General features: G+C 69.5%; 21 protein-coding genes and 1 tRNA gene. 6 read left to right on the top strand and 16 right to left on the bottom strand.

The features are described from left to right. Window positions 1-12: 12 nt before the first annotated feature. From HZ992_RS03755 to HZ992_RS03725, 7 genes are all read right to left on the bottom strand, one after another. Window positions 13-726: a response regulator gene (locus tag HZ992_RS03755; RefSeq protein WP_209385355.1), complete on the bottom strand. Its 714-nt coding sequence runs from the start codon at window positions 724-726 to the stop codon at window positions 13-15. Between the two features lie 101 nt (window positions 727-827). Next, window positions 828-1,376, bottom strand: a complete 549-nt coding sequence (locus tag HZ992_RS03750) for a Spy/CpxP family protein refolding chaperone (protein ID WP_209385354.1) — start codon at window positions 1,374-1,376, stop codon at window positions 828-830. 137 nt (window positions 1,377-1,513) lie between these two features. After that, window positions 1,514-1,604 (bottom strand) — tRNA-Ser (locus tag HZ992_RS03745). 55 nt (window positions 1,605-1,659) lie between these two features. After that, on the bottom strand, window positions 1,660-2,466 hold the full coding sequence (locus HZ992_RS03740; RefSeq protein ID WP_245213345.1) for a 2-keto-4-pentenoate hydratase: 807 nt from the start codon (window positions 2,464-2,466) through the stop codon (window positions 1,660-1,662). Between the two features lie 4 nt (window positions 2,467-2,470). Then, the gene (gene serS, locus HZ992_RS03735) at window positions 2,471-3,766 is read right to left on the bottom strand and encodes a serine--tRNA ligase (protein ID WP_209385353.1); all 1,296 of its coding nucleotides are present in this window, start codon (window positions 3,764-3,766) and stop codon (window positions 2,471-2,473) included. Between the two features lie 120 nt (window positions 3,767-3,886). Beyond that, the gene (gene ispH / locus HZ992_RS03730; RefSeq protein WP_209385352.1) at window positions 3,887-4,858 is read right to left on the bottom strand and encodes a 4-hydroxy-3-methylbut-2-enyl diphosphate reductase; all 972 of its coding nucleotides are present in this window, start codon (window positions 4,856-4,858) and stop codon (window positions 3,887-3,889) included. Continuing rightward, a complete protein-coding gene (locus tag HZ992_RS03725; RefSeq protein ID WP_209385351.1) occupies window positions 4,858-5,301 on the bottom strand; it encodes an FKBP-type peptidyl-prolyl cis-trans isomerase in 444 nt (147 codons plus the stop codon). Before HZ992_RS03725 ends, ispH begins: the two co-directional genes overlap by 1 nt. 69 nt (window positions 5,302-5,370) lie before the next feature. On the opposite strand from HZ992_RS03725, the gene radC reads away from it, so the two are divergent. Then, on the top strand, window positions 5,371-6,039 hold the full coding sequence (gene radC, locus HZ992_RS03720) for a RadC family protein (protein WP_209387031.1): 669 nt from the start codon (window positions 5,371-5,373) through the stop codon (window positions 6,037-6,039). Between the two features lie 20 nt (window positions 6,040-6,059). After that, entirely contained in the window at window positions 6,060-6,695 is a 636-nt protein-coding gene (locus HZ992_RS03715; protein ID WP_371816782.1) for a Smr/MutS family protein, read from the top strand. Here the strand turns inward: HZ992_RS03715 and HZ992_RS03710 are convergent. From HZ992_RS03710 to HZ992_RS03700, 3 genes are read right to left on the bottom strand one after another with little or no spacing between them, the layout of a single operon-like run. After that, window positions 6,692-7,090, bottom strand: a complete 399-nt coding sequence (locus HZ992_RS03710; RefSeq protein WP_209385349.1) for a group II truncated hemoglobin — start codon at window positions 7,088-7,090, stop codon at window positions 6,692-6,694. The two genes, HZ992_RS03715 and HZ992_RS03710, sit on opposite strands and share 4 nt — an antisense overlap. After that, window positions 7,087-7,905, bottom strand: a complete 819-nt coding sequence (locus HZ992_RS03705; RefSeq protein ID WP_209385348.1) for a MinD/ParA family protein — start codon at window positions 7,903-7,905, stop codon at window positions 7,087-7,089. The genes HZ992_RS03710 and HZ992_RS03705 overlap by 4 nt, the downstream gene beginning before the upstream one ends. Continuing rightward, complete coding sequence (locus HZ992_RS03700; RefSeq protein ID WP_245213344.1) at window positions 7,902-8,588, bottom strand: GGDEF domain-containing protein; 687 nt, start codon at window positions 8,586-8,588, stop codon at window positions 7,902-7,904. The genes HZ992_RS03705 and HZ992_RS03700 overlap by 4 nt, the downstream gene beginning before the upstream one ends. A gap of 233 nt (window positions 8,589-8,821) precedes the next feature. Between HZ992_RS03700 and HZ992_RS03695 the strand changes: the two genes are divergently transcribed. The 3 genes from HZ992_RS03695 to HZ992_RS03685 are packed head-to-tail and all read left to right on the top strand — an operon-like array spanning window position 8,822 to window position 11,548. Continuing rightward, window positions 8,822-9,709 (top strand): CheR family methyltransferase, encoded by an 888-nt coding sequence (locus HZ992_RS03695; RefSeq protein WP_209385346.1) that lies wholly within the window; start codon window positions 8,822-8,824, stop codon window positions 9,707-9,709. A 47-nt stretch (window positions 9,710-9,756) separates the two neighbouring features. Further along, window positions 9,757-10,413 (top strand): chemoreceptor glutamine deamidase CheD, encoded by a 657-nt coding sequence (gene cheD / locus HZ992_RS03690; protein WP_209385345.1) that lies wholly within the window; start codon window positions 9,757-9,759, stop codon window positions 10,411-10,413. A gap of 28 nt (window positions 10,414-10,441) precedes the next feature. Beyond that, window positions 10,442-11,548, top strand: coding sequence for a protein-glutamate methylesterase/protein-glutamine glutaminase (locus HZ992_RS03685; protein ID WP_209385344.1), 1,107 nt, complete (start codon window positions 10,442-10,444; stop codon window positions 11,546-11,548). Between the two features lie 13 nt (window positions 11,549-11,561). Here HZ992_RS03685 and HZ992_RS03680 read toward each other — a convergent pair whose 3' ends face one another. After that, window positions 11,562-11,825 carry a hypothetical protein gene (locus tag HZ992_RS03680; RefSeq protein WP_209385343.1) on the bottom strand — a complete coding sequence of 88 codons (264 nt, stop codon included), beginning with the start codon at window positions 11,823-11,825 and terminating at the stop codon, window positions 11,562-11,564. A gap of 85 nt (window positions 11,826-11,910) precedes the next feature. Here HZ992_RS03680 and HZ992_RS03675 point away from each other — a divergent pair, with 85 nt between their 5' ends. Continuing rightward, window positions 11,911-12,903 carry a LysR substrate-binding domain-containing protein gene (locus tag HZ992_RS03675; RefSeq protein WP_209385342.1) on the top strand — a complete coding sequence of 331 codons (993 nt, stop codon included), beginning with the start codon at window positions 11,911-11,913 and terminating at the stop codon, window positions 12,901-12,903. Here HZ992_RS03675 and hemW read toward each other — a convergent pair. The 5 genes from hemW to HZ992_RS03650 all read right to left on the bottom strand — a co-directional run bounded on the left by hemW (window position 12,815) and on the right by HZ992_RS03650 (window position 17,346). Further along, window positions 12,815-13,987: a radical SAM family heme chaperone HemW gene (gene hemW / locus HZ992_RS03670; protein WP_209387030.1), complete on the bottom strand. Its 1,173-nt coding sequence runs from the start codon at window positions 13,985-13,987 to the stop codon at window positions 12,815-12,817. The two genes, HZ992_RS03675 and hemW, sit on opposite strands and share 89 nt — an antisense overlap. A 64-nt stretch (window positions 13,988-14,051) precedes the next feature. Beyond that, window positions 14,052-14,681 (bottom strand): RdgB/HAM1 family non-canonical purine NTP pyrophosphatase, encoded by a 630-nt coding sequence (gene rdgB / locus HZ992_RS03665; RefSeq protein ID WP_209385341.1) that lies wholly within the window; start codon window positions 14,679-14,681, stop codon window positions 14,052-14,054. Between the two features lie 2 nt (window positions 14,682-14,683). Continuing rightward, complete coding sequence (rph, locus tag HZ992_RS03660) at window positions 14,684-15,412, bottom strand: ribonuclease PH (protein WP_209385340.1); 729 nt, start codon at window positions 15,410-15,412, stop codon at window positions 14,684-14,686. A gap of 28 nt (window positions 15,413-15,440) precedes the next feature. Continuing rightward, a complete protein-coding gene (locus HZ992_RS03655) occupies window positions 15,441-16,355 on the bottom strand; it encodes a PP2C family protein-serine/threonine phosphatase (protein WP_209385339.1) in 915 nt (304 codons plus the stop codon). Between the two features lie 22 nt (window positions 16,356-16,377). Beyond that, window positions 16,378-17,346 carry a serine/threonine protein kinase gene (locus tag HZ992_RS03650; RefSeq protein WP_209385338.1) on the bottom strand — a complete coding sequence of 323 codons (969 nt, stop codon included), beginning with the start codon at window positions 17,344-17,346 and terminating at the stop codon, window positions 16,378-16,380. Window positions 17,347-17,363: the final 17 nt, after the last annotated feature.

Here is a 17,363-nt window from a genome sequence, read left to right as displayed (position 1 = left end):
CAGCCAGGGCCGTCATGACTCGTCGTCGGCATCCTGCTTCTTCGCGAACACGTAGCCCGCGCCGCGCACCGTGAGCACGCGACGCGGCGCCTTGGGGTCGTCCTCGATGACCGCGCGGATGCGCGAGATGTGCACGTCGATCGAGCGGTCGAAGGCCTCCAGCGGATGGCCCTTGAGCGAATCCATGATCTGGTCGCGCGAGAGCACGCGACCGGGGCTCTGCGCCAGAACCACCAGCAGGTCGAACTGGTGGCTGGTGAGGTCGCAGGCTTGCCCAGCCAGGCGCGCCATGCGCGCGCCCAGGTCGATCTCCAGGCGCCCGAAACGCAGCACCTCGTCGCCGGCAGGCTGCGGCGCGGCACGGCGCAGCAGCGCCTTCACACGGGCGAGCAGTTCGCGCGGCTCGAAGGGTTTGCCCAGGTAATCGTCGGCGCCGAGTTCCAGGCCGACGATGCGGTCCAGGGGCTCGCCGCGGGCGGTGAGCATGAGCAGAGGCAGCGAGCGGGTGCGCGGGTTGGCGCGCAGTTCGCGGCACAGGTCCAGGCCGTCGCCGTCGGGCAGCATCAGGTCGAGCACCAGCGCGTCGAAGTTCTCGGACGCCAGGCGCTCGCGCCCCGCGCCGAGCGAGCCGGCGGTGGTGACGTCGAAGCCGGCATTGCGCAGGTAGTCGCCCACCATGGCCGACAGGCGGGCGTCGTCGTCGATCAGCAGCAGTCGTGAACTCATGGTGCGGGCGGCGAAGGTGGAGTCGGCCACAGGCCCCGACAGGCCCGAGGGCCATGCCGAGGACAGGTCGCGCAAGGATAACGTCACGTTCGCCCCCGGTCTCATGACTTCGGCTGCTCGCGCTCCATGCGCTGCATGCGGTCGCGCATCATGTCGCCGCGCTGCTTCATGCGCTCGGCCATCTTGGCGCGCTGCTCGGGCGTGAGCACCTTGCTCGCATCGAGCCTGGCCTGCAGCATGCGCTTGCTGGCCTGGTCATGCTGCTGCAGCATCTGCTGGCGCACCGACTCGGCGGCGGCGGCATCGACGTTCGGCGCAGCGAAGATCTGCATCGAACGCTCGTGCAGCGCACGGCCCGCTTCGCGCTGCGCCTTCAGGTCGTCGGCGGCCGCCTTGTAGATCTGCTTGATCTGCGTGCGCTGCGTGTCGGTGGCGTTCAGGCCGTCGAGCATGTGGTCGACGCCGCGGCCGCCCATCATCATGCCGTGGCCGCCACCCATGCCGCCCATGCCGTGGTGGCCACCATTGGGCTGCGCCCAAGCCGACAGCGTCAGCGTCGCGGCCACCGCAAGCACCATGCTCGACAGCATCCACTTCATGCCGCGTGCGGCGGGTTGCTGCGTGACAGCGAAGACTTGGGTTCGGGACATCTCTTGCTCCTGGTCAATCGAGCCTTGCGGCCCATGGAGAGAGATGGTCCGCCCCGGGGGTGAAGGGGGGGTGGCTCGGGGGTAAAGATGTGTGAAAAGCGGGCATGAAAAAGCCGCCTCGCGGGCGGCCTGTTCACTGGCGGAGAGGGTGGGATTCGAACCCACGGTAACGCATAACGCTACACCGGATTTCGAGTCCGGCGCATTCGACCACTCTGCCACCTCTCCTGGTTTCGGCGGGTCGATGCCGAGCCGCGCATTGTAATGCAGCCGGGCCAGGCGTTCAGCGGGTGACGGTCAGGCGCAGCCCGGGCAGGCGCGCATCGCCCGGCCGGCTCTGCCAGACCTGCCCGGGCGCCATCGGCCAGGCATCGGTGAGCGTGCCCGTGGTGACGATGTCGCCGGCGCCCAGCGGCCAGGTCGGCGTGCGCTGTGCCATGGCATCCACCCACAGGCGCAGCGCGTTCAGCGGGCCGTCGAGCACGTTCCGGCCGTGGCCGGTGTCGACCACCTGGCCATCGCAGGCCAGCGTGAGTTCGAGCGCCGCCAGTTCCTCGCCGAGCTGCGCGAACGAGTCCACCGGCACGCGCGGGCCGACCAGCAGGCGACCGTGCAGCGCGAAGTCGGCCACGGTGTCGGCCGCCGTGAAGCGCCAGGCTTCGAAGTGCGTGTGCACGATCTCGTAGCCGTGGGCCACCCAGGCGAGGCACGCGCTCAGCTCGGCCTCGTTCATGCCGGCGCGCGGTGAAGCCCGAAAGCCAAACACGATCTCCGGCTCCAGGCGCGGCTGCACGAGGCCTTGCAGCGTGGTCGTGGCCTCGGCGACGTCGAGCAACCGGACCGTGCGCTCCCACACCGGCGCCCAGATCGGCTCGAACACGTTGTAGCGCGGCCAGATCGTCCGGTTGGTGAAGCCGATCTTGTAGCCCCGCGCCTGTTCGCCGCGCGCCAGTCGCGCCAGGCGCAACTGGTCGCCGACCTCGTAGGCCTGCGCCACCGTCAACCCACCGTCACGCTCGCTGGGCAGCGGGATCAGCCCGGCTGCGTCGTAGGCCGCGAGCAGTTCGGCAGCGAGGCCGAGCGTCGGCATGCGCTCAGGCCTGCAGCCGCTCGAGGCCGCCGAGGTACGGCCGCAGCAGCGGCGGCACGGCGATCGAACCATCGGCCTGCTGGTGGTTCTCCAGCACCGCCACCAGCGCGCGGCCGACCGCCAGGCCCGAGCCGTTGAGCGTGTGCACCCATTCGTTCTTGCCCTGCGCGTTCTTGAACCGCGCCTGCATGCGCCGCGCCTGGAAGGCCTCGCAATTCGAGCAGGAACTGATCTCGCGGTACGTGCCCTGCGCCGGCAGCCAGACCTCGAGATCGTAGGTCTTGGTCGAGCCGAAGCCCATGTCGCCGCTGCACAGCGCGACGACGCGGTAGGGCAGCTCCAGTTTCTGCAGGATCGCCTCGGCATGGCCGACCATCTGCTCGAGCGCCTCGTACGAACGATCGGGGTGCACGATCTGCACCATCTCGACCTTGTCGAACTGGTGCTGGCGGATCATGCCGCGCGTGTCGCGCCCGGCGCTGCCGGCCTCGGAGCGGAAGCAGGGGCTGTGCGCGGTCAGCCTGATGGGCAGCGCGCTCTCGGCCAGCACCTGCTCGCGCACGCTGTTGGTCAGCGAGATCTCGCTGGTGGAGATGAGGTACTGCTCGCGCTGCTCCTCGTCGCCGCCGCGGCTGACCCAGAACATGTCTTCCTTGAACTTGGGCAGTTGCCCGGTGCCCTCGAGGATCTCGCGGTTGACGATGTAGGGCGTGTAGCACTCGGTGTAGCCATGCTCCTGCGTCTGCACGTCGAGCATGAACTGGGCGAGCGCGCGGTGCAGCCGCGCCACCGGGCCGCGCAGGAAGGTGAAGCGCGAGCCGCTGAGCTTGGCGCCGGTGTCGAAGTCCAGTCCGAGCGGCGCGCCGACGTCGACATGGTCGCGCGGGGTGAAGTCGAAACTGCGCGGCGTGCCCCAGCGGCGCACTTCGACGTTGGACTTCTCGTCGGCGCCCAGCGGCACGCTCTCGTGCGGCAGATTCGGCACGGCCATCAGCATCTCGGCCAGGTCGGCCTGGATCGCCTCGAGGCGTTCGGCCGAGGCCTTCAGCGTGTCGCCGATGCCGCCCACTTCCGACATCACCGCGGTGGTGTCCTGCCCCTTGCCCTTGAGCTGGCCGATCTGCTTGGACAGGCTGTTGCGCTGGGCCTGCAGCTCCTCGGTGCGCGTCTGGATGGCCTTGCGCTCGGCCTCGAGCGACTGGAAACGGGCCACGTCCAGGTAGGGTTGCGGCGTCTTGCGCGCCTCGAGGCGGGCGACCACGTGCGCCAGGTCCTTGCGCAGCAGGTTGATGTCGAGCATGGGAGGCCGGGCCGCGATGGCGCGGCCGCAAGAGGACTGAAAGCTGCAGATTGTAGGCAGCCTGTAGGCAGCCGAACGGCGCGCGCGGGCGGCGCGGCTATGGTGGGGTTGGCGCTTGTGTCAGCCGAGCCGGGCCATCGACTTGTCGCCCAGTCCCATCGGCAGCGGAAAGTGAACCGACTCTTCCACGCCTGGCAGTGATCGCACTGACACCGCTCCCAGCGCACGCAGGCGTGCGATCACCTGCTGCACAAGGATGTCGGGCGCCGACGCACCCGCGGTGAGCCCGACGCGGCGCTTGCCCACGAGCCACTGCGCCTTCAGGTCCTCGGGCTGGTCGACCATGTAGGCCGGCGTGCCCAGGCGCTCGGCGAGCTCCTGCAGGCGGTTGCTGTTCGAACTGGTCGGGCTGCCGACGACGATGACCACGTCGACCGAGGGCGCCAAAACCTTCACCGCGTCCTGCCGGTTCTGCGTGGCGTAGCAGATGTCCTGTTTCTTCGGCTCGCGCACCTTCGGGAAGCGCCGCTTCACCGCGGCGAGGATCTCCGCCGCGTCGTCCACCGACAGCGTGGTCTGCGTCACCACCGCCAGCCGATCGGTCTGCGGCAGCTCCAGGCGCTCGACATCCTGCACGTCCTCGACGAGGAAGATGCCTTCGTCGAGCTGGCCCATCGTGCCTTCGACCTCGGGGTGGCCCTTGTGGCCGATCATCACGAAGTCGTAGCCCTCCTTGTGCAGCTTGGCGACCTCGACGTGCACCTTGGTCACCAGCGGGCAGGTGGCGTCGAACACACTGAAGCCGCGCTGGTCGGCCTCGTGGCGCACCGCCTGCGATACGCCGTGCGCGCTGAACACCAGCGTCGCGCCGGGCGGCACGTCGGCCAGGTCCTCGATGAAGATGGCGCCCTTGGCCTTCAGGTCGTTGACGACGTAGGTGTTGTGCACGATCTCGTGGCGCACGTAGATCGGCGCGCCGAACTTCTTCAGCGCCCGCTCGACGATCTCGATGGCGCGGTCCACGCCGGCACAGAAGCCGCGCGGCTCGGCCAGCAGCACCTCGTGCAGTTCGTCGGCCACCTTGTCGCCCATCACAGCACCCCGATCAGTTGCACTTCGAAGGTCACCGGCCGGCCGGCCAGCGGATGGTTGAAGTCGAACAGCAGCCAGTCGGTGCCGAGCTCGCGCACCACGCCGGCGTAGCTCGCCTGGCCGTCAGGCGTGGGGAATTGGACCACGTCGCCGAGGTGGTACTGCTGGTCCGGGTCTCCGAGCTCGGCCAGCAGCGAGCGCCTGACCCGCTGCAGCAGCTCCGGATTGCGCTCGCCGAAGGCTTCGCCGGCGGGCACGTCGAACACGCTGCGCGTGCCCTCGGCCAGGCCGATCAGGCGCTGCTCCAGCGGCGCGGCGAGTTCGCCCGTGCCCAGCGACAGCGTGGCCGGCTTGTCGGCGAAGGTGTTGACGATGTCCGCGCCGTCAGGCCCGGCGAGGCGGTAGTGCAGGGTCAGAAAAGACCCCGGCTGCACAAGGTTCACGGCGAAGCCCGCTCCAGTAGACTGGCCCGGATTTTACGAGGCACCGCGCCTGGGCCATCCCCGACCGTGATCAAGGACATTCCCCCCGACGCGCGCCCGCGCGAAAAGCTGCTGGCCCAGGGGCCCGCCGCGCTGGCCGACGCCGAGCTGGTGGCGCTGCTGCTGCGCACCGGGCTGAAGGGTGTGTCGGTGCTGCAGCTGGCGCAGTCGCTGCTCGACGAGTTCGGCGGCCTGGCCGGCCTGCTGCACGCCGGGCCGGCCGACCTGAAGCGCGTCAAGGGGCTGGGCCCGGCCAAGCGCGCCGAAGTGGCGGCGGTGGTGGAGCTGGCCCGGCGCTCGCTGCAGCAGCGGCTGGTGGAGCGGCCCGCCTTCGACGCGCCCGGGCGTGTGCGCGACTACCTTCAGCTGCACCTGGCCTCGCGCGAGCACGAGGTGTTCGCGGTGCTCTTCCTCGACGCGCAGCACCGGCTGCTGCAGTTCGACGAGATGTTCCGCGGCACGCTGACGCAGACCAGCGTCTACCCGCGCGAGGTGGTGCGCCGCGCGCTGGCGCTGAACGCCGCAGCGGTGATCCTGGCGCACAACCACCCCTCGGGCTTGGCCGAGCCCTCGCGCGCCGACGAGTTCCTCACCCAGTCGCTGAAGAGCGCGCTGCAGCTGGTCGACGTGCGCGTGCTCGACCACATGGTCGTCGGCCGCACGCAGGTGGTGTCGTTCGCCGAGCGGGGGCTGCTGTGAGCGCGGGCAAGGTTCGATCGTTGGCCGAGCTCGGCGCGCTCAGGCAAGCGCTGCAGGCCGCCGAGCGCGAGGCTGCCGCCGCGGCCGCGCGCGCCGAGGCCGAGCTGGCGCGCTTGCGTCGCGAGCGCGACCTGTTCGCAATCAGCGTCGGGGCGGTGGTGCCGCTGCGCCCGGTGACGCGCGCGCCGGCCAGCCGGGCGCGGCCGCACCCGGTGCCGCGCCAGCGCGAGCGTGACGAAGCCGCGGTGCTGGCCGAATCGATCTCCGACGAGTTCGACGTCGAATCGCTGCTCGACACCGACGAGGCGCTGTCGTTTCGCCGCCGCGGCGTCGGGCCGGAGGTGGTGCGCAAGCTGCGCCGCGGCGTCTGGGCCATCCAGGCGCAGCTCGATCTGCACGGCGCGCGCCGCGACGAGGCGCGCGAGCAGCTCGCCGCCTTCCTGCGCGATGCGGTGCGCGCCGGCCTGCGCTGCGTGCGCGTCGTGCACGGCAAGGGCAATGGCTCGCCCGGGCGCGAGCCGGTGCTCAAGGGCAAGGTGCGCAGCTGGCTGGTGCAGAAGAACGAGGTGATCGCCTTCGCGCAGGCCCGGGCGCAGGATGGCGGGCATGGCGCGCTGATCGTGCTGCTGCGGCCTTCGAAGGCCGCGACGAGCTAGCCGCCCTTGTTGCGCATCCAGTCGGCGGTGTTGAAGAAGGCGTCCTGCAGGCGCAGCGCCAGGTCGGTATCGACGCCCTGCTCCATCATCGCCTGCCGCATGCACGCCAGCCACTGGTCGCGCTCGCGGATGCCGATGGCGAACGGCAGGTGCCGGGCGCGCAGCCGAGGGTGGCCGAAGCGCTCGACATAGTGCTGCGGCCCGCCCAGCCAGCCGCACAGGAACCAGAACAGCTTGTCGCGCGCGTTGTCCAACGCGGGGCCATGCACCGCGCGCAATTCTGCGTAGCCGGGCTCCAGGTCCATCAGGTCATAGAATCGATCGACCAACGCGCGCACGCGCGACTCGCCGCCCAGCCGCTCGAAGGCGGTGACTTCCTGCGGCGCCTCGCTCATGACATCAGCTTGTCGGCAACGGCCGAGATGCCCTTGGCAGCCGGGCAGCCAGGCAGCGACTCGAGCAGCAGGCGGCGCTTCTGCACCGCCTCGCGCACCGCGGTGTCGGTCGGGATCTCGCCGAGCAGTTCGAGCTTGAACGGCACGCCCGGGTCCTGCATCTGCGGCGTCACGTAGCGGTCGATGACCTGCTGCAGCTGGCCGCGGATGACGCGGCCCTCGCCCAGCCGGCTGGTCTGGTTGACCACCAGCCGAACCGCATGACGTTGCTGCTGCGTGGCCAGCACCTTGATCGTGGCGTAGGCGTCGGTCAGCGAGGTCGGCTCGGGCGTGGCCACCACCAGCACATCGTCGGCCAGCGAGACAGCGTAGAGCACCACGTCGGAAATGCCGGCACCGGTGTCCAGGATGATGCGGTCGTAGCGCGGCGCCACCTTGTCGATCACCTCGAGCAGCTTCTCGCGCACCTCGACGGTCAGCCGCGAATACTCGACCAGGCCGGAGCCGGCCAGCAGCACCGAGAAACCGCCCGGCGCGGGCAGGATGGCGTCCTCCAGCTGCGCCTTGCCGGTGAACACGTCGTGCAGCGTGATCTTGGGGAACAGGTTCAGCACCACATCCAGATTGGCCAGGCCCAGATCGGCGTCGAGCACGAGCACGCGCTCGCCGCGGCGCGCCAGCGCGGCGGCCAGGTTGGCGGAGACGAAGGTCTTGCCGACCCCGCCCTTGCCGCTGGTCACGGCCATGATGCGGCCACGGGCCGCGGGCCGGACGGCGGCAGGGGCGGGCGGCGTGGCGGCGCTGTCGGTGCTCATTCGAGATCCTGGAACTGGGAGGTGCCGAACAGCAGACCCTTCTCTTCGGCGCTGACATGGGAAACCGGCGGCATCTCGAGGCAGGTGCGATTGCGGCCTTCGGCCTTGGCACGGTAGAGCTGCTGGTCGGCCCGCTCGATCCACAGCGGCGCCGAGGAGCGCACCCACTGCGGCGCGAAGGCGCCGCCGATGCTCACCGTGATCGACACCTCCTGCCCCGGCGCCACGCTCACCGGCCGCGAGGCGACGCGGCTGCGCACCCGCTCGGCCACCGTCTGGCCGAAGGCCGGCGGGCAGTTGGGCAGGATCATCGCGAACTCTTCGCCGCCGAAGCGCGCCACCGTGTCCATCGGCCGGATGCAGTCGTGCAGCGCACGGCCCACCTCGCGCAGCACCAGGTCGCCGGCCGGGTGGCCATGCGTGTCGTTGACCTTCTTGAAGTGGTCGATGTCGATCATCAGCACCAGCGCGGGCTCGCCGGCGCGCGCCACGCGGTCGATCTCGCGGGCCATCGCCAGCTCGAACTGGCGGCGATTGGCGAGCCCGGTCAGGGCATCGCGGCTGGACAGCTCGCAAAGGCCGTCGATCACGGCCTGCAACCAGCCGGCCGGATCACTCTCGCGGGTGCCGGGCAGCGACACGCCCGACTGCTGCAGCAACTGCAGCGCCACGTCCAGGCGCAACGAGGCGCTCTTGGCAGTCAGGGGGGGCGTGGGGGCGTCCAAATGAGGGTCGACAGCGGCTTTCGACCCAGTCTAGCAGCCGACCTGCACGGCCATGCCTGGAAGTGATTGGTTTTGACCCGCCTCATCTCTCGTGACGGTCGGCGCTCAAGGCGGGGCCGGGCGGGTCGATAACCCATCAGACCGCGTCGCCGGAGCCGCCTGGCCCTGGACGCCTCATACCGGGAGTCCGCATGAATGCCCTCGCCTCAACCGCCACGCCCAGGCCCGCCGCCCCCAGTGCGCCTGCCGCGACCGGGAACGGCGCAGACCAGGAGTTCAGCTTCAGCCAGGCCGACTTCGAGCGCGTTCGCGCCCTCATCTACCAGCGCGCCGGCATCAGCCTGCACGCGGGCAAGCAGGCCATGGTCTACAGCAGACTGTCGCGCCGACTGCGCGAGACCGGGCACCGCAGCTTCGGCAGCTACCTGCAATGGCTGGAGACGCACTCCGGCCCGGGCGGCGAGCAGGAATGGCAGGAGTTCATCAACTGCCTGACCACCAATCTGACGGCCTTCTTCCGCGAAGACCACCACTTCCATGCGCTGGTCGAGGACCTGAAGTCGCGCGGCGTGGCCAGCCCGCGCATCTGGTGCAACGCCGCCTCCACCGGCGAGGAGCCCTACTCGATCGCGATGACCGTGGTCGAGACGCTGGGCGCCAACACCGGTGCGCGCATCGTCGCCAGCGACATCGACACCAAGGTCCTGTCCACCGCCAGCCGCGGTGTCTACCCGGCCGATGCCCGCGGCCTGTCGCCCGAACGGCTGCGCCGCCATTGCCAGCGCGGCACCGGCGCGAACGCCGGCTTCATGCGCATCCGCCCGGAGCTGACCAAGCTGATCGAATTCCGCACGCACAACCTGATGGCGGCGCAGTGGTCGCTCGGCGAGCCGTTCGACATCGTCTTCTGCCGCAACGTGATGATCTACTTCGATGCGGCCACGCAGAAGCGTGTGCTCGAGCGCATCCATGCGGTGATGAAGCCCAAGGGCCTGCTCTACGTCGGCCACTCGGAGAACTTCTCCGATTCGCGCGAGTTGTTCCGCCTGCGCGGCAAGACGATCTACGAGCGGGTCTGAGGCACGCGCTTCAGCCACGCACACGCAACGCCGATATCGGATTCACCATGGCCCTGCCCCAGAGCATCAACGCTGCACCCGGCTCGCGACTCGCCCAGCTCAAGGCGCAGTCCCGCAAGCCCGGCGAGGCCTCGTTCTTCTTCTACGACGCGCACTTCAAGAACGACGCCGTGAAGATCCTCCCCGGCGAGTACTTCGTGCACGACGAGGACATGCTGATCATGACCACGCTGGGCTCGTGCATTGCCGCCTGCCTGTGGGACCGCAACGCCCATGTCGGTGGCATGAACCACTTCATGCTGCCCGACGGCGCCAGCGGCGGCGGCATGGACAGCGGCCGCTATGGCTCCTACGCGATGGAACTGCTCATCAACGAGCTGATGAAGCGCGGCGCGACGCGCTCCACGCTGGAGGCGAAGGTCTTCGGCGGCGGCCAGGTGATTGCCGGCATGAGCACGATGAACGTGGGCGAGCGCAACACCAGCTTCGTGCTCGACTACCTGAAGACCGAACGCATCCCCGTCGTGTCGAAGGACGTGATGGACGTCTACCCGCGCAAGGTGTGCTTCCTGCCGCACAGCGGCAAGGCGATGGTCAAGCGGCTGTCGCCGACCAACCCGGAAGCGCTGGTGGCACAGGAGCGCGCCGCGGCGCAGAAGACGACGCCGGCGGCCAGTGGCGCCGGCTCGGTCGACCTGTTCTGACAACGAAGTACGCGAGGAGGCAGCGAACATGGCCAAGACGCGCGTGGTGGTGGTCGACGATTCGGCCCTGGTGCGCAGCCTGCTGACGGAGATCATCAACCGCCAGCCGGACATGGAATGCGTGGGTGCGGCGGCGGATCCGTTCATCGCCCGCGAGATGATCCGCAACACCAATCCGGATGTGATCACGCTGGACGTGGAGATGCCGCGCATGGACGGCATCGACTTCCTCGGCAAGCTGATGCGCCTGCGGCCCACCCCGGTGGTGATGGTGTCGACGCTGACCGAGCGCGGCGCCGACGTCACGCTGCGCGCGCTGGAGCTTGGTGCGGTGGACTTCGTCGCCAAGCCGAAGATCGGCGTGGCCGACGGCCTGCGTTTGCTCGCCGAAGACATCACCGACAAGGTGCGCATCGCATCGAAGGCCCACCTGCGGCGGCTGACCACGCCGCCGCCCGCGGCGCATCCCACCGCGCCCGGCGCTCTGGACGGCGCGCCGGCCCGGCCGGCGCCGGTGGCCGGCATCGGCCGCCTGTCGACCGAGAAGATCATCTTCATCGGCGCCTCCACCGGCGGCACCGAGGCCACCAAGGAAGTGCTCATGCAGCTGCCGCCGGATTCGCCGGCGGTGATGATCACGCAGCACATGCCGCCCGGATTCACGAAGAGTTATGCCGCCCGCCTGGACGGGCTGTGCCGCATCCGCGTGGCGGAGGCGCGCGACGGCGAGCGCGTGCTGCCCGGCCATGCCTACATCGCCCCCGGCGGCCAGCACCTGAGCGTGGAGCGCAGCGGCGCCAACTACATCGCCCGCGTGCAGGCCGGCGAGCCGGTGAACCGCCACATGCCCTCGGTCGAGGTGCTGTTCAAGTCCGCCGCCCGCGTGGTCGGGCCGAATGCGTTGGGCATCATGCTCACCGGCATGGGCGCCGACGGTGCCAAGGCGATGCGCGAGATGCGCGACGCCGGCAGCTACAACCTCGTGCAGGACGAGGCGAGCTGCGTCGTCTTCGGCATGCCGCGCGAGGCCATCGCGCACGGCGCCTCGCACGAGGTGCTGCCGCTGACGCAGATCGCGCCCAAGCTCATCGAGCGCTTGCGCAGCACCTCGGGCATGTCGCTGAACCGGGTCTGATCCCGACCCGGTCTCAGTAGAAGCGGCCGGGGCCGGAACGGTCTCGCAGGCTGTCGATGGCGTTGCGCATGTCGCGCTGGTCGCGCCGGGCGCGGGCCTCTTCCTGCATCCACAGCGGCATGCCCATGTCGCGCAGGGTGGCCTCGTCGAGTTCGTTCAGGTCCTGCATCTCGCGGCGCTCGCGCCAGCGGCGCTGCAGCGTGGCCCAGGCGTCGCTGACGGCCTCGGCAGCGCGGGCGATCCAGGAACGGCGAAGGTGGATGGTGGTGGACGTCATGGCGTGCTCCTTGGGTTCGTGCTGGTAAGCATAGGAGCCCAGCTGGCGCGATGGAATTGACTTGTTCCGCCCAGCTTGGTCAGCTATGCTGAACAGCATGGCCCGCCTGCCGCTGCACACGCTGCCCGCCTTCCGCACCCTTGCCCGCCTGCAGAACCTGCGCGCCGCGGCGGAGCAGTTGCACCTCACGCACAGTGCGGTGAGCCAGCAGCTGCGGCTGCTGGAGGAGCAGATCGGCTTCCAGCTGTTCGATCGGAACGGCCGGCGCATCGTGCTGAACGCGGCCGGCAGCGCCTTCCTGCGCGCCGTGGAGCCGGCGCTCGCGCAACTCGACGAAGGCCTGCGGATCGCTTCGGCTGCGGCCAGCGGTTCCGACGACGAGACACTGCGCGTCACCTCGCTGCCCTCCTTCGCGCAACGCTGGTTGCTGCCGCGCATGGGCGCCTGGCGCGATCGCCATCCGCAGATCGCGCTGGAACTGCACGCCTCGCAGCAGATCGTGGACCTGGAGCGGGACGGCTACCACGCGGCGCTGCGCACCGGCAGCGGCCCGTGGCGTGGCCTGGTGGCCGAACAACTGCTCGATTCGCCCTGGATCGTGGTGGGCTCGCCGCAGGCGGCACGCCGGCTGCTCGGTTCGCCGGCGGAATCGCTCGCGCACGAACCCCTGCTGGGCGACGGGCCGATGTGGCAGCGCTGGTTCGCGTTGTCCGGCCACCGGGTCCGCATCAAGCCGGTGGCCGAGTTCAACGACGCCGGCATGATGCTGCAGGCCGCCGAGCAGGACCTCGGCCTGGCGCTGGCGCGCGAGGTCCTGGCGGCCGACGCGCTGCAACGCGGCCGGCTGGTGCGCCTGTCGACGGTGGCGCTGGATGACCCCGACGCCTACCCCTACTGGCTGGTCTACCCACCAGCGCTGGCCAACTGGCCACCGCTGGTGGCCCTGCGGGCGTGGCTGCGCGAAGAACTCGACCGCGCCGCGGCCCCGCTCAGTCCTCCAGAAACAGCGCCTGCAGGTCCGACAGGAAGTCGAAGCCCCGCGGCGTCGGCCGCAGCCAGGCGCCGTCGCGCTCGATGAGGCCGCGCTGCACGGCCTCGTTCAACGACGCGTCGATGGCCGATTGCGGCAAGCCCGTGCGTTCGGTGAAGCGCGCAAGCTCGAACCCCTCGCGCAGGCGCAGCGCGTTGAGCATGTACTCGAAGGGCAACGCGCGGCGCGACACCTCCTCGTCGTTCGACACCGCCTGACCAGCCAGCGCACGCGCCATGTAGGTGGCCGGATCCCGCCAGCGCACCTGGCGCACCACGCGGTGCGGGAAGCTCAGCTTTCCGTGCGCACCGGCGCCGATGCCCAGGTAGTCGCCGAAGTTCCAGTAGTTCAGGTTGTGCACGCAGCGATGCCCCGGCTGCGCGAAGGCCGAGACCTCGTAGCGCTGCAGCCCGGTGGCCGCGGTGCGCTCGGTGATCAGGTCCAGCATGTCGGACGACAGGTCGTCGTCGGGCAAACCCGGCGGAGGCGCGTTCGCGAACACGGTGTTCGGCTCGATCGTCAGGTGGTAGATCGATAGATGGGGCGGCGCGAAAGCAAGCGCGGTGTCGAGCTCGCGTGCCAGGTCGGCCGTCGTCTGACCCGGCAGCGCGTACATCAGGTCGATGTTGAAGGTGTCGAAGCAACGCGCCGCCTCCTCGATCGCGGCGCGCGCCTGCGCCGCGTCGTGCACCCGTCCGAGCGACTGCAGGCGCGCATCGTCGAAGCTCTGCACGCCGATCGACAGGCGCGTCACGCCGGCCTCGCGAAAGGCGCGGAAGCGGTTGCGCTCGAAGGTGCCGGGGTTGGCCTCCAGCGTGATCTCGCAGCTGGGCTCCAGCGGCAGGCGTGCGCGGATGTCGGCGATCAGCGTGCCGATGGCGTCGGGCGAGAACAGGCTGGGCGTGCCGCCGCCGATGAAGACGCTGACCACGCGCCGGCCCCACACGAAGGGCAGCGCGGCCTCGAGGTCGGCGCGCAGCGCGTCGAGATAGCGCGCCTCGGGCGGCCCACCGCCATCGCGCCACTCGTGGCTGTTGAAGTCGCAGTAGGGGCACTTCTTCAGGCACCAGGGCAGGTGCACGTACAGCGACAGCGGCGGCAGGGCCGGCATCGACAGCGTGCCCAACCGCATGTAGCGCGCCAGGCGCTCGGCGGTCGATTCCGGCGGCGGCTCCGCCGGCCGGATCGGAATGCCTTCAGCCAAGGTGCCAGGCCGAGCGCATCAGCGCCACCATCTGCGCCGCGGCCAGCGCGCGGTGGCTGTGCGCGTTCTTGGTGGCTGCATCGAGCTCGGCGACGCTGCTGGCCAGTGCCGGGATGAACATCAGCGGGTCATAGCCGAAGCCGCCGGCGCCGCGCGGCGCCTCGATGATCTCGCCTTGCCAGCGCCCCACCGCGACCAGCGGCTCGGGGTCGTCGGCCGAGCGCAGCGCGACCAGGGTGCTGACGAACTTCGCGCGGCGGTCAGTCGCACCCTGCAGGCGCTGCAGCAGCAGCGCGTTGTTGGCCGCGTCCTGCACGCTGCGCTGCACCTCGCGCTCGGCCGCCGGCAGCTCGACGCTCGCGAAGTGCGCTGAAGCCACGCCAGGCAAACCGCCCAGCGCATCGACGCACAGGCCCGAGTCGTCGGCGATCGCCGCGCCGCCGATCGCCTGCGCGGCATGCCGCGCCTTGGCCAGCGCGTTCTCGATGAAGGTGTGGTGCGGCTCCTCGGCCTCTGCCACGCCGAGCGAGCCCTGCGTGACGATGTCCAGCGGCAGCGCATCGAACAGCGCCTTCAGCTCGGCGAGCTTCTTCGCGTTGTTGGAGGCGAGTACCAGCCGCATGTTCAGACGGCGAGCGCGGCCTTCTGCGCCAGCACCAGCTCGCGGATGCCCTTGTCGGCCAGCGCCAGCAGCGTGGCCATCTCGGCGTGCGAAAAGGCGGCGCCCTCGGCGGTGCCCTGCACCTCGACGTAGCCGCCCGCGGCAGTCATCACCACGTTCATGTCGGTGTCGCAGGCCGAGTCCTCGACGTATTCGAGGTCGAGCAGTGGCGTGCCTTCGACGATGCCCACCGACACCGCGGCGACGAACTCGCGGATCGGCGAGGCCTGCAGCTTGCCCTGCGATTGCAGCCAGCTCACCGCGTCGTGCGCAGCGACGAAGGCGCCGGTGATCGCCGCGGTGCGCGTGCCGCCGTCAGCCTGGATGACGTCGCAGTCCAGCGAGATGGTGCGCTCGCCCAGCGCCTTGAGGTCGAACACGCAGCGCATCGAGCGGCCGATCAGGCGCTGGATCTCCTGCGTTCGCCCGCTCTGCTTGCCCTTGGCCGCTTCGCGGTCGCTGCGCGTGTGCGTCGAGCGCGGCAGCATGCCGTACTCCGCCGTCACCCAGCCCTCGCCGCTGCCGCGCTTGTGCGGCGGCACCTTCTCCTCCACGGAGGCGGTGCACAGCACCTTGGTGTCGCCGAAAGCGACGAGCACCGAGCCTTCGGCGTGGCGTGTGTAGTGGCGCGTGATGGTGACCGGACGCAGGGAGTCAGCGGCACGGCCTTGCGTGCGATGGAAGGTAGTCATGCTGCGATTGTCGCAGCGTGCTGCGAGATCAGCTCTTCTTCTGGGAAGATCGGCGGATCGCTTCGTTGATCTCGCGGATCGAGCGCTCGATCTCGGCGTCGTCGAGTTCGTCCGGCGCGTCGGTGCCCATCACGCTGGCCTGGATGGTCGAGGCGAAGACCTCCTCGCCGAGCGACTGCGTGGAGATGCCCATGCCGCTGTCGCTGTCCTCGGCGGCTTCCCACTCGACGGCCAGCACCGAGACGTTGTCGCTCTTCGGGCCGCCGTTGCGCAGCGCCTGCTCGACGAGCTCGGGTACGGCGTCGGAGATCGCGTTGCGCGACAGCTGGTTGGTGATCTCGGCATCGGCGACGCTGCTCCACAGGCCGTCGCTGCACAGCAGCAGGCGGTCGCCGGATTGCAGCAGCAGCGGGCCGACGGTGTCGACCACCGGCTTGCCCGGGCTGCCCAGGCAGGTGAACAGCACGTTGCGGTTGAAGCGCTCGCCCATGGGCACGACCTGGCTCATGGTCTCCTGCAGCTCGGAATACGAGTGGTCGCGCGTGCGGGCGATCAGCTTGTCGCCGCGCACCATGTACAGCCGCGAGTCGCCGCAGTGTGCCCAGTAGGCCGCGTTGCCCTGCAGCAGGCAGGCGACGATGGTGGTGCGCGGCGTGTCGATCAGCGCCTTCTGCGTGGCGTAGCGCAGCAGCTGGTGGTGGCCGGCGATGATCGATTCGTTGAGGAATCGCATCGGGTCGGGCAGCGTGGGCTTGGAGTCGCGCTGGAACATCGCGGCCAGCGTCTGCAGCGCGAGCTGCGAGGCGACCTCGCCCTCGGGGTGGCCGCCCATGCCGTCGGCCAGGGCGAACAGGCCCGAATCCCGCGTGTAGCAATAGCCCATGCGGTCTTCGTTCTTTTCGCGCCCGCCCTTGCGGCTGACCTGGTAGACAGAAAAACGCATGAAGGTACTTCCCTGCCGGCGCTCAGGCCTTGGCGCCGGTGGTCAGGTTCTCGATCTGCAGCTTCAGACGTTCGCTGAAGCTGAGCTTGGTGTAGCGGCGCTCGGTCTCGCGCGCCAGTTCCTTCTGCAGCGCGAACACGCTCTGCGGCCGCGACAGCGGGTCCAGAGACATGCACCACTCCGTCACCTCGATCAGGTTGTCGGAGTAGACGTTGCGCAGCCGCGAGAGCGACAGCGCCAGGCGGTCCTTCTCGATGCGCTGCGGCGCGTCGTTGGGCGGGTAGCCCTGCATGCAGGCGTAGATGCACGCGCCGATGGCGTAGATGTCGGTCCAGGGGCCGAGCGTGCCGTCGCGGCGGTACATCTCGGGCGCAGCGAATCCCGGCGTGTACATCGGGCGGATGAAGTTGCCTTCCTTGCTCAGCACTTCGCGCGCCGCGCCGAAGTCCAGCAGCACCGCCTTGTTGTCATTGGTGATGAAGATGTTCGCGGGCTTGATGTCCAGGTGCAGCATCTTGTGCTGATGCACGATGCGCAAGCCGCGCAGGATCTCGTCGAACAGCGAGCGGATGGTCGACTCGCGAAACACCTTGTCACGCTTGAGGTCGCGGGCGGTGACGATGAAGTCCTGCAGGGTGTCACCCTGCAGGTAGTTCATCACCATGTAGACGGTCTCGTTCTCGCGGAAGAAGTTCAGCACCGAGACCACGCTCGGATGGCTGATCTGCGCGAGCGAGCGGCCTTCTTCGAAGAAGCTCTTCAGGCCGAGTCGGTACAGCGGCTGCTTCTCGGGCTTCACGCGCGGCGTGAGCTCGCCGGGCGAGCGTTCGGCCAGCGACGAGGGCAGGTATTCCTTGAGCGCGACGAGGTGTCGATCGGGGTCTTCGCAGAGGTAGACGACACCGAAACCACCGGCCGCCAGTTTCTTGATGACCTGATAGCCGCCAACCACCGTGCCGGAGGGCAAAGGTGCTGGTTTGGGCTTTGACATAATCGCGTTTTTCGAGG

Source organism: Rhizobacter sp. AJA081-3 (assembly GCF_017795745.1).
Lineage (GTDB): Bacteria > Pseudomonadota > Gammaproteobacteria > Burkholderiales > Burkholderiaceae_C > Piscinibacter.
Note: the sequence above shows the minus strand (reverse complement) of the source record. Positions and strands in the feature narration are given on the sequence as shown.